Annotated in this window: 12 protein-coding genes and 2 tRNA genes; 6 read left to right on the top strand and 8 right to left on the bottom strand. The window is 72.6% G+C overall.

Features of this window, described 5'->3' with window-relative positions:
- Nucleotides 1-16 precede the first annotated feature (16 nt).
- Together AB2L28_RS06905 and AB2L28_RS06900 are read right to left on the bottom strand one after the other, a co-directional pair.
- The gene (locus AB2L28_RS06905) at nt 17-1099 is read right to left on the bottom strand and encodes an inositol-3-phosphate synthase (RefSeq protein ID WP_370718014.1); all 1083 of its coding nucleotides are present in this window, start codon (nt 1097-1099) and stop codon (nt 17-19) included.
- Nucleotides 1099-1680 carry a PadR family transcriptional regulator gene (locus AB2L28_RS06900; protein WP_370718013.1) on the bottom strand — a complete coding sequence of 194 codons (582 nt, stop codon included), beginning with the start codon at nt 1678-1680 and terminating at the stop codon, nt 1099-1101. Before AB2L28_RS06900 ends, AB2L28_RS06905 begins: the two co-directional genes overlap by 1 nt.
- Nucleotides 1681-1860: 180 nt before the next feature.
- Between AB2L28_RS06900 and AB2L28_RS06895 the strand changes: the two genes are divergently transcribed.
- The 4 genes from AB2L28_RS06895 to AB2L28_RS06880 all read left to right on the top strand — a co-directional run bounded on the left by AB2L28_RS06895 (nt 1861) and on the right by AB2L28_RS06880 (nt 6383).
- Nucleotides 1861-2289 (top strand): MarR family winged helix-turn-helix transcriptional regulator, encoded by a 429-nt coding sequence (locus tag AB2L28_RS06895; RefSeq protein WP_370718012.1) that lies wholly within the window; start codon nt 1861-1863, stop codon nt 2287-2289.
- Between the two features lie 157 nt (nt 2290-2446).
- On the top strand, nt 2447-2938 hold the full coding sequence (locus AB2L28_RS06890; RefSeq protein ID WP_370718011.1) for a MarR family winged helix-turn-helix transcriptional regulator: 492 nt from the start codon (nt 2447-2449) through the stop codon (nt 2936-2938).
- A gap of 56 nt (nt 2939-2994) precedes the next feature.
- Nucleotides 2995-5532, top strand: a complete 2538-nt coding sequence (locus AB2L28_RS06885; protein ID WP_490054862.1) for an MFS transporter — start codon at nt 2995-2997, stop codon at nt 5530-5532.
- On the top strand, nt 5529-6383 hold the full coding sequence (locus AB2L28_RS06880; RefSeq protein ID WP_370718009.1) for a YceI family protein: 855 nt from the start codon (nt 5529-5531) through the stop codon (nt 6381-6383). The genes AB2L28_RS06885 and AB2L28_RS06880 overlap by 4 nt, the downstream gene beginning before the upstream one ends.
- Before the next feature lie 72 nt (nt 6384-6455).
- On the opposite strand, the gene clpX is transcribed toward AB2L28_RS06880, so the two are convergent.
- From clpX to AB2L28_RS06855, 5 genes are all read right to left on the bottom strand, one after another.
- The gene (gene clpX / locus AB2L28_RS06875) at nt 6456-7757 is read right to left on the bottom strand and encodes an ATP-dependent Clp protease ATP-binding subunit ClpX (RefSeq protein ID WP_370718008.1); all 1302 of its coding nucleotides are present in this window, start codon (nt 7755-7757) and stop codon (nt 6456-6458) included.
- A 214-nt stretch (nt 7758-7971) separates the two neighbouring features.
- Nucleotides 7972-8625, bottom strand: a complete 654-nt coding sequence (locus tag AB2L28_RS06870; protein ID WP_370718007.1) for an ATP-dependent Clp protease proteolytic subunit — start codon at nt 8623-8625, stop codon at nt 7972-7974.
- Nucleotides 8626-8671: 46 nt separating this feature from the next.
- Complete coding sequence (locus AB2L28_RS06865) at nt 8672-9310, bottom strand: ClpP family protease (protein ID WP_370718006.1); 639 nt, start codon at nt 9308-9310, stop codon at nt 8672-8674.
- Nucleotides 9311-9487: 177 nt separating this feature from the next.
- Nucleotides 9488-10909, bottom strand: coding sequence for a trigger factor (gene tig / locus AB2L28_RS06860; protein WP_370718005.1), 1422 nt, complete (start codon nt 10907-10909; stop codon nt 9488-9490).
- Nucleotides 10910-11063: 154 nt separating this feature from the next.
- A tRNA-Pro gene (locus AB2L28_RS06855) sits at nt 11064-11137 on the bottom strand.
- A gap of 112 nt (nt 11138-11249) precedes the next feature.
- Here AB2L28_RS06855 and AB2L28_RS06850 point away from each other — a divergent pair.
- Nucleotides 11250-11320: transfer RNA gene (locus AB2L28_RS06850), tRNA-Gly, on the top strand.
- Nucleotides 11321-11402: 82 nt separating this feature from the next.
- A complete protein-coding gene (locus AB2L28_RS06845) occupies nt 11403-12656 on the top strand; it encodes a glycerate kinase (RefSeq protein WP_370718004.1) in 1254 nt (417 codons plus the stop codon).
- A 3-nt stretch (nt 12657-12659) separates the two neighbouring features.
- Here the strand turns inward: AB2L28_RS06845 and AB2L28_RS06840 are convergent, their stop codons facing one another.
- Nucleotides 12660-13457, bottom strand: coding sequence for an Fpg/Nei family DNA glycosylase (locus tag AB2L28_RS06840; RefSeq protein ID WP_370718003.1), 798 nt, complete (start codon nt 13455-13457; stop codon nt 12660-12662).
- Nucleotides 13458-13466 lie beyond the last annotated feature (9 nt).

The raw sequence follows: 13466 nt of genomic DNA, 5'->3' as shown, positions 1-13466 counted from the left end.
CCGCGGGGTGGGCTCGTCAGCGTTCGACGGTGCCCGCGATGAACGCCTCGACGCCGGCGCGGCCGGTCTCGTCGTCGCGCTGCTCCGGCGGGGACTTCATGAAGTAGGCCGACGGGGACAGCAGCGGGCCGCCGATCCCGCGGTCCAGGCCGATCTTGGCGGCGCGGACGGCGTCGATGATGACGCCGGCGGAGTTCGGGGAGTCCCACACCTCGAGCTTGTACTCCAGGTTCAGCGGGACGTCGCCGAACGCCTTGCCCTCCAGCCGGACGTAGGCCCACTTGCGGTCGTCGAGCCACTGGACGTAGTCGCTGGGACCGATGTGGACGTTGCGGGTGCCGAAGTCGGCCTCGACGTTGGAGGTGACGGCCTGCGTCTTGGAGATCTTCTTGGACTCCAGCCGGTCGCGCTCGAGCATGTTCTTGAAGTCCATGTTCCCGCCGACGTTCAGCTGGTAGGTCCGCTCCAGCTTGATCCCGCGGTCCTCCAGCAGCTTGGCCAGGACGCGGTGGGTGATGGTCGCGCCGACCTGGGACTTGATGTCGTCGCCGACGATCGGGACACCGGCGTCGGTGAACTTCTGCGCCCACTCGGGGGTGCCGGCGATGAAGACGGGCAGGGCGTTGACGAAGGCGACCTTCGCGTCGATGGCGCACTGGGCGTAGAACATCGCCGCGTCCTCGGACCCCACGGGCAGGTAGCAGACGAGGACGTCGGCCTTCGCCTCGCGCAGGGCGGCGACGACGTCGACCGGTTCGGCCGCGGACTCGCTGATCGTCTCGCGGTAGTACTTGCCGAGACCGTCGAGGGTGTGGCCGCGCTGCACGGTCACACCCGTGGCCGGGACGTCGCAGATCTTGACCGTGTTGTTCTCCGACGCGCCGATGGCGTCGGCGAGGTCGAGGCCGACCTTCTTGTCGTCGACGTCGAACGCGGCGACGAACTCGACGTCGCCCACGTGGTAGTCGCCGAACCGCACGTGCATGAGCCCGGGGACGGGCTGTGCCGGGTCGGCGTCGCGGTAGTGGTGCACGCCCTGGACGAGCGAGGCGGCGCAGTTGCCGACGCCGACGATCGCGACGCGGATGGGACCAGCCATCAGGGGGTCTCCTTCGGGGTGGGGGTGGGTGTGGGGTGGTGCTCGGCGGTGATGAGGCGTTCGAGCCAGTCGACCTCGCTGCGCACGGTCTCCAGACCGTGCCGCTGGGCCTCCAGCGCGTAGACGTCGAGCTGGGCTTGGGTGCGCTCGATGGACCGGTTCATCTGCTCCAGGCGTTCGAGCAGCCGCGCGCGGCGGCCCTCCAGGACGCGCAACCGGGTGCGGGGGGCGACCCGGGCGAAGAGGGCGAAGTGGACGCCGAACGCGTCGTCCTCCCACGCCTCGGGGCCGGACTCCTCGAGCATGCCGGCGAGCCGGTCCCGGCCGTGCGCGGTGATCTCGTAGACGACGCGGGCCCGCTTGGGGCTGATGGTGCCCGGCAGCCGCTGCTCGGTCGTCTCGGTGATGCAACCGCCGGCCTGCAGGGCGCGCAGCGCGGGGTAGAGCGTCCCGTAGCTCAGGGCCCGGAGCACCCCCAGCCGCTGGTCGAGGCGCTTGCGCACCTCGTAGCCGTGCATCGGGCCGTCGGCCAGCAGCGCCAGGACGGCCAGCAGGACGACGTCACCGCGCTTGCGGACCACGACAGCTCCTCAGCTCGCTTTCGATGCATCGATTCGATGCATCCGATCGCGACAGTAGGCGGTGCGGGCTCCCTGCGACAACCCGCGGGCCCCGGTGCGCGGCGAGCACGCGGTGGGCGACTGGTGGGCCGGTGGTGGGCGGGTCGTCCGCGGCGCTCGCGGTGCCGGTAGGTTCCGGGGATGGTCAGTGGCCCTGCTGAAGCGCTGGAACGCGAACTCGCCGTGCTCTTGCGGCGCTCTCGCGCCATCAACCGGGAGACCGCGCGCAACGTGCACCCGGACCTGGAGCCGGAGGCCTACAGCCTGCTGGTGCGCCTCGACGACGTCGGGGAGTCGCGGCCCTCGGACCTGGCGACGTTCTTCGGCATCGGCAAGCCCACGCTGTCCCGGCAGGTCCAGCTCCTCGAACGCCTCGGCCTCGTCAGCCGCGAGGCCGACCCGACCGACGGGCGCGCCGTGCGGCTCACCCTGTCCCCCGACGGCCTGGAGAAGGTGCACGCCGCCCGCGCCGCGCGCCGGCAGCGGCTGCACACCCGCCTGGAGGGCTGGCCGGAGGAGGACATGACCGCTCTCGCCGACCTCCTGCACCGCCTGAACTCCGCGATCTGACCCGCGGCGGGGACACCCCCGCCCGCGCGGCGCCGGCCGCGGCACGCGGTGGTGGCGCGCCCGCTCCCCCGGGCGGGCCGCCACCGCGCCCCCCTGCCCGGACCGACCGGCCCGACCGGATCGAGTTGCATGGAGCAACCAACACACTTAATGTTGCTTGCACACACCAACCGAGCCGATCGAGGTCGTCATGGCCACACCGCACGCGTGCGCAGCGCTCGCCGACGTCTTCCCGGACCTCCTGCGGGCCCACCGGGAGCTGGTGGGCACGCACCACACCCCGGCCGTCGCCGCGCTGGCCGTCGTCCTCCAGCACGGACCGCTGCGCGTCAGCGAGGTCGCCGAGCACCTCTCCCTCGACCTGTCGACCGTCAGCCGGCAGGTCAGCCACCTCCGGCAGCGCGGACTGCTCGTCTCCTGCCCCGACCCCGCCGACGGCCGCTCCCAGCGCCTCAGCCTCACCCCGGCCGGCGTGCAGGAGATCCGCACCTTCCGCCGCGCCGTCGTCGACCGGCTCCTCGACCACCTCGACGGCTGGCGGGACGAGGAGGTCGGCGACCTCACCCGCCTCCTCGGCCGCCTCGTCGCCGCCCCGGTCCCGTCCAGCCCCCCGTCCACCCACCAGAAGCAGTTGCAGGGGAACGCATGAGCAGCACCACCGACGTCCCACCGACGTCCAGCACCGGCACCGGCGGTGCCCCGAAGATGACCCACGCGCAGGTCCTGGAGGCGCTCTCGGGCCTGCTGCTGGGGATGTTCGTCGCCATCCTGTCCTCCACGGTCGTCTCGAACGCGTTGCCGCGCATCGTCAACGACCTGCACGGCACCGAGTCCGGCTACACCTGGGTCGTCACCGCCGCCCTGCTGGCCACCACCATCTCCACGCCCATCTGGGGCAAGCTGGCCGACCTCTTCTCCAAGAAGCTGCTCGTCCAGATCGCCCTGGTCATCTTCGTCGTCGCCTCGGCCGTCGCCGGCCTGTCGACCAGCATGGGCATGCTCATCACCCTGCGCGTCTTCCAGGGCCTGGGCGGTGGCGGACTGCTCGCCCTGGCGCAGGTGATCCTCGCCTCGATGGTCACCCCCCGCGAGCGCGGTCGGTACTCCGGCTACCTCGGCGCCACCTTCGCCCTGGCCACGGTCGGCGGCCCCCTCATCGGCGGGGTCCTCACCCAGCACCTGTCCTGGCACTGGTGCTTCTACGTCGGCATCCCGTTCGCCATCGCCGCCTTCATCGTGCTCCAGACCCGCCTGAAGCTGCCCGCCCAGCCCCAGCGCGACGTCTCGATCGACTACCTCGGCGCCCTCCTGCTGGCCGCCGGGATCTCCGCCCTGCTCATCTGGGTCTCCCTGGCCGGCAACCAGTTCGACTGGGCCTCGTGGTGGACCGTCGGCCTCGTCGCCGGCGGTGTCGTCCTCCTCGGCCTGGCCGTCGTCGCCGAGCGACGTGCCGCCGAGCCGATCGTCCCGCTGAAGTTCTTCCGCAACCCGACGATCGCCCTGTCGGCCGCGGCCAGCCTCTTCGTCGGCGTCGCGATGTTCGGCGCCACGATCTTCCTCAGCCAGTACTTCCAGCTGGCCCGCGGGGAGACCCCGACCATGGCCGGCGTCATGACCATCCCGATGATCGTCGGGCTCTTCCTCGCCTCCACGATCGCCGGGCAGTTCATCACCCGCACCGGCCGCTGGAAGGGCTGGCTGGTCACCGGCGGCGTCCTGCTCACCGCCGGCCTCGGTCTCATGGGCACCATCGAGTACGACACGGACTACTGGGTCGTCGCCCCCTTCATGGCCCTCGTCGGCCTCGGCGTCGGCATGATGATGCAGAACCTCGTCCTGGCGGTCCAGAACGTCGCCGAACCCCGCGACCTCGGCTCGGCCAGCTCCTTCATCGCCTTCGCCCGCAGCCTCGGGGGTGCCATCGGCGTCTCCGCGCTCGGCGCCGTCCTCGGCCACCGGGTCACCGACCACCTCGAGAGCGGCCTGCGCGCCGCCCGCATCGACCCCGGCCAGGCCCTGTCGTCGATGGGCTCCGCGACCGGCGTCCCCGACCTGCGTGCGATCCCCGAGCCCGTGCGCTCGATCGTGCAGTCGGCCTACGGCTCCTCCATCGCCGACGTCTTCCTCATCGCCGCCCCGTTCGCGCTCATCGCCTTCCTCATCACGCTCTTCTTCAAGGAGCGCGCGCTGCGCACGGACGACGACGCGCCGGAGGCCTCGGACCGCACCTCGGCCACGGCCGTCGCGGCCACGACGGGCCAGGAGGGCGTCCGCAGTGCGAGGATCGGCGGAACGGCCGTGCACGGCGACGGCTCGCTCGACGGGTCGGCGAACGGTCGCCCGCACCCCGACCGGGAGGAGATCCCCAGCGTGCCCGCCCAGTCCTCGCGCACCGACACCGGCCTGTCGGTGTCCGGCACCGTCAGCCACCACGACCGCCGGCCGCTGCCGGGTGCCGTGGTGACCCTCGCCGACCAGTCCGGGCAGCAGGTCGCCCGCACCAGCACCCGCGACGACGGGGGCTACCGGCTGGACCTGCCGACCGGTGGCACCTACCTGCTCATCGTCGCCGCGGCCCACGTGGCCCCCTCGGCCACGCTCGTCGGGGTCGGGGACACCCCGGTCACCCGCGACGTCGTGCTCGCCGGCCGCTCGGCCATCACCGGCCGCGTCCTGACGCACGTCCTGCCCCAGGGCCTGGACGGGCACGACGGTCGCGCCACCGGCGTCCAGGGGGCCCTGGTGACCCTCACGGACGTCACCGGGGAGGTCGTCGGCTCCGCCCGCAGCGACGACGGCGGCGGGTACTCCTTCGACCAGCTCATGGGCGGCACCTACGTGCTGACCGCGCAGAACGAGTCGCACCGGCCGCTGGCCCGCAGCATCGAGGTCCCCGACTCCGGGGCGATCGCCTGCGACCTCGTCCTCACCGGCGGCGGCCGCCTCACCGGGACCGTCGTCGCCGCCAGCGACGGCCGGGTCCTGCGCGAGGCGACGGTGACCCTCGTGGACGCCGACGGCGAGGTGGTCGGCTCGGTCGTCACCGCCCTCGACGGCAGCTACTCCTTCGAGGACCTGGCCGGCGGCCACTACACGCTGACCGCCGCCGGGTACGCGCCCGTCGCCACGGCCGTCGACGTCGAGGAGGACACCGTGTCCGCCGCTCGGATCACGCTCGGCGCCGGCGAGGGCGGCACCACGCTGGACCTGACCCGGTTCGAGTCCCGCGCGGAGCAGCGGTGAGCCCGGACCCGGCGGCGGCCCCGCGGGTCGCCGTCAGCACGGCCGATGGCGGCGCCACCGGGGAGGGTCGCGTCGTCGACCGCGAGGGCTGGCCCGTCACCGGGGCGTCGGTGACGCTCCTCGGTGCCGACGGGTCGCAGGTGGCGCGCGCCGTCACCGGCGGTGACGGCGGCTTCGCCCTTCTCGGGGTGCCCGCGGGGGCGGCGACCATGCTCGTCGCCGCCGCGGCCCACGAACCGCGCGCCACGAGCGTCGTCGTCCCCGGCGCCGGCGCCTGGCGCATCGGCGAGGTCCGCCTGCGCCGACAGGGCGGCAGCGACGTGCCGCCGGCCGGCGTGTGGGCCATCGACGTCACGCACTCCTCGATCTCGGCCCGCGCCCACCACCTCGGCCTGGCCGCGGTCAACGGGCGGTTCACGGGCTTCTCCGGGGTCATCACGGTCCCGGAGGACGTCACCCGTGCGAGCGTGCAGGTCGAGATCGACGCCACGTCCATCGACACCGGCAACGCCCAGCGCGACGAGCACCTGCGGTCGGCGGACTTCCTGGACACCGACCACCACCCCACCCTCACCTTCACCGCGACGGGGGTGCAGCGCGGCGCGGACGGGTGGGTCCTGTCCGGTGACCTGACGCTGCTGGCCACGACCCGCCCGGTGCAGCTGCAGCTGTCCTACGCCGGGTCCGGCCCGGACCCGTGGGGCGGCACCCGCGCCGCGTTCACCGCGACGACGGAGCTGCACCGCGACGACTTCGCGATGAACTGGAACCAGGCCGTCGGCATCGGTGTCGCCGTCTTCGGCACGACGCTGAAGGTCCAGATCGACGTCGAGGCGGTGCTGCAGCAGTAGCCCGGCCCGCACGACGAAGGGGCCCCCGCACCGGACGGCGCGAGGGCCCCTTCGTCGTGCGGGCGGGTCCGGTCAGGCCGACTTGTCGCGGCGCTCCCGGGAGGACTTGCGGGCCGGGGCCTCGCGCGGGACCAGCGTGGGGTTGACGTTCTTCAGCACGACCTCGCGCGTCACGACGACGCGGGCGATGTCGTCGCGGCTGGGCACGTCGAACATCACCGGGAGCAGGACCTCCTCGATGATGGCGCGCAGCCCGCGGGCGCCGGTGCCGCGCAGGATGGCCTGGTCGGCCACGGCTTCGAGGGCGTCGTCGGTGAACTCCAGCTCCACGCCGTCCAGCTCGAACATCCGCTGGTACTGCTTGGCGAGCGCGTTGCGGGGCTGGGTGAGGATCTGCACCAGGGCGTCGCGGTCGAGGTTCTCGACGCTCGTGATGACCGGGAGGCGACCGATGAACTCGGGGATGAGCCCGAACTTCATGAGGTCCTCGGGCATGACGTCGGCGAAGGACGGCTCGGCCTGCTTGTCGGTAGTGGAGCGCAGCTGCGCCCCGAAGCCGAGGCCCTGCTTGCCGGAGCGGGCCTCGATGATGCGGTCCAGGCCGGCGAAGGCACCACCCACGATGAACAGCACGTTCGTCGTGTCGATCTGGATGAACTCCTGGTGCGGGTGCTTGCGCCCGCCCTGCGGCGGCACCGAGGCCGTCGTCCCCTCCAGGATCTTCAACAGCGCCTGCTGCACCCCCTCGCCCGAGACGTCCCGCGTGATGGAGGGGTTCTCGGACTTGCGGGCGATCTTGTCGACCTCGTCGATGTAGATGATGCCCGTCTCGGCCTTCTTGACGTCGTAGTCGGCGGCCTGGATGAGCTTGAGGAGGATGTTCTCGACGTCCTCACCGACGTAGCCGGCCTCGGTCAGCGCCGTCGCGTCGGCGATGGCGAAGGGGACGTTGAGCATCTTCGCGAGCGTTTGGGCCAGGTACGTCTTGCCGCAGCCCGTCGGCCCGATGAGCAGGATGTTGGACTTGGAGATCTCGACGGCGTCCTCGCCGCGCGCCTTCCCGCTGCCGGCGGCCTCGCCGACCTGGATGCGCTTGTAGTGGTTGTAGACGGCCACGGCGAGCGACTTCTTCGCCGAGGACTGGCCGATGACGTACTGGTCGAGGAAGTCGAAGATCTCCTTCGGCTTCGGCAGCTCCACCAGGCCCAGGTCGTTGGCCTCGGCGAGCTCCTCCTCGATGATCTCGTTGCAGAGGTCGATGCACTCGTCGCAGATGTAGACACCTGGGCCCGCGATGAGCTTCTTGACCTGCTTCTGGCTCTTGCCGCAGAACGAGCACTTCAGCAGGTCGCCACCGTCACCGATGCGTGCCACCGACGAATCCTCTCCTCGACGTACGGGGTGCTGCCGGCGGCGGCCACGGCGTCCGGGCCACCGGTCCGTCGTGTCCGGCCGGTCCGGTCCACGCTACCTGCCGGGTCCGCCTCGCCCGACTCATTAGACGCCCCCGGGGGACACGGTGCCAGACCGGCCCCCCGGAAGCTCGGCATCTCGTCACTCGATGCTGCGCACGAGTGACGCTTCGTGCTCACAGAGACGGAGCGGAAGCCTTCCGGCTCGTCAGCACCTCGTCGATGAGCCCGTACTCGACGGCCTCGTTGGCGGTGAGGAACTTGTCGCGCTCGATGTCCTCGCGGACCTGGTCGGCCGTCCGGTTCGAGTGGAACGCGAGCGTGCTCTCCAGCCAGGACCGCATCCGCAGGATCTCGTTGGCCTGGATCTCCAGGTCGGAGGCCTGCCCGTAGTCACCACCGGCCATGGCCGGCTGGTGGATCAGGATGCGGGAGTTGGGCAGCGCGAAGCGCTTGCCCGGAGCCCCGGCGGCCAGCAGGACCGCGGCGGCCGAGGCCGCCTGGCCCATGCAGTACGTCTGGATGTCCGGACGGATGTACATCATCGTGTCGTAGATCGCCGTGAGGGCGGTGAAGGACCCGCCCGGGGAGTTGATGTACATGATGATGTCCCGCTCGGTGTCCTGGGACTCCAGGACGATGAGCTGGGCGATGATGTCGTCGGCCGAGGCGTCGTCCACCTGCACGCCGAGGAAGATGATGCGGTCCTCGAAGAGCTTCGTGTACGGGTCCGAGCGCTTCATGCCGTAGGACGTGCGCTCCTCGAACTGCGGGAGCACGTAGCGGGCGGACTGATCGTGGGCCGGGTTCAGCCGGGACTGCGGGTTCATCGGGCGGTCTCCCCTCGGGGCGGTCGTGAACGGCGGGCGGAACAGCTCAGGCACCGGTGCCGCCCCCGCCCTCGACCTCGCTGGTGTGGCCCACGACGTGGTCGATGAGGCCGTACTCCTTCGCCTCCTGGGCCGAGAACCAGCGGTCGCGGTCGGAGTCGCGGGTGATGGTCTCGAACGTCTGGCCGGAGTGCTGCGCGATGAGCTCGGCCATCTGCCGCTTCGTCGCGATGATCTGCTCGGCCAGGATCTTGATGTCCGAGGCCGAACCACCCAGACCGCCGAGCGGCTGGTGCATCATGATCTTCGCGTGCGGCAGCGCCGAGCGCTTGCCCGCGGCCCCCGCGCACAGCAGGAACTGGCCCATCGAGGCCGCCATGCCCGTGGCGATCGTCGCCACGTCCGGCTTGATGTACTGCATCGTGTCGTAGATCGACATGCCGGCGGACACCGAGCCGCCGGGCGAGTTGATGTACATGAAGATGTCCGCGTCCGGGTCCTCCGCGGCCAGCAGCAGCAGCTGCGCGCAGATGGCGTTGGCCATGTCGTCCCGGACCTCGGTCCCGAGCCAGATGATCCGCTGCTGCAGCAGCCGCTGGTAGACGTTGTCATCCAGGCCCATGCCCGGCTGACCCGTGCGGGCCTGCGGCGTCACCAGTCCCGGTGCGCTCAAGATCTCGCTCACGCTGTTCCCTGGCCCTCTCCTGGCGTCGACCACCCACCCCGGACGTGTCCGGGAGGGTCCGGCGGATGCTCCGCCGATCTCGTTCGACCCTAACGCGCAGGCCTCGACGACCATGTCGGGACCAGGCCCTTTTCGCTGTGGGCGCACCGGGCAGCGGTGCGCCCACAGCGGCGGGGATCAGCTCTTGTCCGACTCCTGCGCCGGCTCCTGCGCCGCGGTCTGCTCGGCGGCGGCCTGCTCGTCCTCACCGGTCGGGTCGACGGTCTCGCCGGCCTCGGTGGCGGGGCTCTCGACGGCCTCGTCGGTGCTCTCGTCCGTGCTCTCGTCGTCGCCGCCGACGAGCTCCTCGAGGTCGACGGCGTTGCCCGAGGCGTCCTTCACGGTGGCCTGCTCCATGGCGACCGCGAGCGCCTTGCGGCGGCGGACCTCGGAGACCATCGAGGGCACCTGACCGGCGCCATCGACCATCTGGACGAACTGGTTCGGGTCCATGCCGTACTGCTGGGCCTGCCCGACGAGGTACTCGATGAGCTCGCCCTGCTCGACGCCGATCTCCTCGCGCTCGGCGAGCGCGTCCAGCAGGAGCTGGCTGCGGATGGCCTGCTCGGTGGACTCGGCGATCTCGGCGCGGTGCTCGGCGTCCTCGAGGCGGTTCTCGCGCTCCAGGTGCGCCTGGATCTCGGCCTCGACGAGGGAGGCCGGGACCGGCACCTCGACGACCTCGAGGAGCTTGTCGAGGACCTTGTCGCGCGCCTGCAGGCCCTGCTCGAACTTCTTGGACTGCTCGACCTGCTGGAGCAGGTCGGCCTTGAGCTCGGAGAGGGTGTCGAACTCGCTGGCCAGCTGGGCGAAGTCGTCGTCCGCCTCGGGCAGCACGCGCTCCTTCACCGACTGCACGGTGACGGTGATCTGCGCGTCCTCGCCCTGGCGGTCCCCGCCGGCCAGCGGCGCGGTGAAGGTCGTGGTGCCCTCGGCGGCGACACCGGTGAGGGCCTCGTCGAGGCCGTCGATCATGTTGCCCTGGCCGATGCGGTAGCTGATGCCCTTGGCGCTCTCGATCTCCTCGCCGTCGATCTCGGCGAGCAGGTCGATGGAGACGAAGTCGCCGTCGGCGGCGGGGCGGTCGACGCCGGTCAGGGTGCCGAAGCGCTCGCGCAGCGAGGTCAGCCGGGTCTCGACCTCCTCCTGCGGCACCTCCAGGTCGTCGACCGCGACCTCGATGGTCGACAGGTCGGGCAGCTCCAGGGTCGGGCGCACGTCCACCTCGACGGAGAACTTCAGGTCCCCGCCGGTGGCCGGGTCCGGCGCCTGCGAGACGTCGACGGTCGGGGCGCCCAGGGGCAGGAAGTCCGAGGCCTCGACGGCCTGCTGGTAGAACTTCGGCAGCGCGTCGTTGACGGCCTCCTCGAGCACGACGGCCCGGCCGAAGCGCTGGTCGATGACGCGCGGGGGCACCTTGCCCTTGCGGAAGCCCGGGACCTGCACCTGACCCGCGATCGACTTGTAGGCCTGGTCGAGACTGGGCTTCAGCTCGTCGTAGCCGACCTCGACGGTGAACTTCACCCGGGTCGCGTTGAGGGTCTCGACGTCGCTCTTCACAGCAGGGGTCTCCTGGGGTCTCTCCGCGCACGGCGGAGGTCGTGGTCAGGCGTGCGGTGCGCCGGGTCAGCCCCGACGTACCGCGAAAGCGTAGCCGTCCGCGCCGGGGCCCATCACTGCGCGACCGACCGCACGGCGGACGGACGCGCGTCCGTCGGGGTACCCGGATTCGAACCGGGGGCCTTCCGCTCCCAAAGCGGACGCGCTACCAAGCTGCGCCACACCCCGCGCACCACCGCACGGGCGGCACAGGCAGCAGGCTACCGCTCACGACCCGCTAGGCTGTCCCCCGAGGCGCTCCACGAGGGCGTCTCGACCGCGTGGTCACCCGTGACCGCATGCGGGCGTAGCTCAATGGTAGAGCCCTAGTCTTCCAAACTAGCTACGCGGGTTCGATTCCCGTCGCCCGCTCTCCAGGTCAGCGCGCAGCGGCCGGTCCCCGGGGACCGGCCGCTGCGTCGTTCCCGGACCCGTGATCGGTAGGGTCCGCGCCATGCCGACCCCCGAGCAGACGGCGTTCCACCTCGTCGTGGCGCCCGACAAGTTCAAGGGGTCGCTCACGGCCACCGAGGTGGCGCACACGATCGCCGAGCACTTCGTCGGGGGCTTCTGGCACGCGCTGGACGAGGGGACCCGCGCCCGCGGGCTGGACACCACCGGCTGGGGCGTCGTCTCCGTCGAACTGCCCGTCGCCGACGGCGGCGAGGGCACCGTCGAGGCCGCGGTCCGCTCGGCGGGCTTCCGCCCCGTCGGCGCGCAGGTGCCCGGGCCCACGGGTTCCCCCGTGGAGGCGACGTACGCGCGCGACGGGGACACCGCGATCGTCGAGATGGCGCAGGCCTCGGGCCTGGACCGGTTGCCCGGTGGCGTGCGCGCCCCCCTGACGGCCTCCACGCGCGGCACCGGGGACCTCGTGCGGCTGGCGCTGGACGCGGGCGCGCGGCACGTCGTGCTGGCCGTGGGCGGGAGCGCGAGCACCGACGGCGGCGCGGGCATCCTCCGGGCCCTCGGCGGGCGGCTGCTCGACGCCGCCGGGCGCGACCTGCCCGACGGCGGCGCGGCCCTGCTGGACCTGGACCGCCTCGACCTGTCCGGTCTGGACCCGCGGCTGGCGTCGGTGCGCTGGACGCTCGCCGCCGACGTCGACAACCCCCTGCTCGGCCCGCGCGGGGCGGCGGCGGTCTTCGGGCCGCAGAAGGGCGCCGGCCCGGCCGACGTCGCCCTGCTGGACCGGGCGCTGACGCGCTTCGCCGACGTCCTCGCGGCGGCCACGGGCACCGAGGCCCGCGACGAACCCGGCGCCGGGGCGGCCGGTGGGGTCGGGTTCCTGGCCCTGGGGCTGCTCGGCGCGACCCGCCGACCCGGCGTGGAGGTCGTCCTGGAACTGGCGGGCTGGGAGCACCGGGCGCGCGACGCCTCGCTCGTGGTGACCGGGGAGGGCAGCTTCGACGAGCAGTCCCTCGGGGGCAAGACGCCCGTCGGCGTGGCGGCCGCGGCGGCCCGCGTCCCCGCTCCCGTCGTCGTCGTCAGCGGGCGGCGGACCCTGCCCGAGCAGCGGTGGCGCGCTGCCGGCTTCAGCGACGCCCGCGCGCTCACCGACCTCGAACCGGACCCGGCGGTGTGCGTGCGGGACGCGCGCCGGCTGCTCGCCGAGCTCGCCGCGACGCTGGGCGCCGAGCACGGGGCCCGGGTCGCGGCGACCTGGACGAGGACGGGCCCGGCGGCGACGTCGACCCCGGCGGGGTGACGTTCACCGGGGCTGGCACGAGGGGCACCACGTGAGGTGCCGCTGCGCCAGCTGCGCGTACGCGATCTCCGTCCCGCAGACCCGGCAGGGCTGCCCCTGACGGCGGTACGCGTACCAGGAGTCCGCCCGGGTCGGCCGTCCCGTGCGGCGGGCGCGGTGCTCGGGCCGGGTGGTGACGATCCGGCCGGCCCGCACCCCGGCCGCCATGAGCGTGACGAGGTCGTCCCACACGGCCACCCACTCGCCCTCGCCCAGCTCGCGACCGGGCCGGTAGGGGTTGATCCCGGCGCGGAAGAGGACCTCCGCGCGGTAGACGACCCCGACACCGGCGACGACCTCCTGCTGCATCAGCAGACCCGCGGTGCTCGAGCGGCTGCGGTGGACACGGGCCCACGCCACCGCCGGGTCGGCGTCGGCGCGCAACGGGTCCGCACCGAGGCGGGAGCGCAGGGCGTCGACCCCGCCGGAGTCGAGCACCTCGCACGCCGTGGGCCCGCGCAGGTCGGCCCAGCCCCGCTCGCCCTCCAGCCGCAGGCGGACCTGACCGCGCGGCGCGTCGGGGACCCCGTCCCCCTCCGTCCACTTCCCGTAGAGCCCGAGGTGGACGTGCAGGACGCGGCCGTCGTCGAAGGCGGCGAGCAGGTGCTTGCCGTGGGCGTCGGTCGAGACGAGGGTCCGCCCGTCCAGCAGGGCGGCGCCCTGCTCGAAGCGCCCCTGCGGGCTGCTCACGACGACCGGCGACCCCGCGAAGCGCGCGGCCAGCCGGTGGGCGTCGCGCCGGACGGTGTGCCCCTCGGGCATGCCCCGCGC

Source organism: Kineococcus mangrovi, assembly GCF_041320705.1.
In the GTDB taxonomy this organism is placed as follows: Bacteria; Actinomycetota; Actinomycetes; order Actinomycetales; family Kineococcaceae; genus Kineococcus; species Kineococcus mangrovi.
This window is presented reverse-complemented; position numbering and strand designations above follow the sequence as displayed.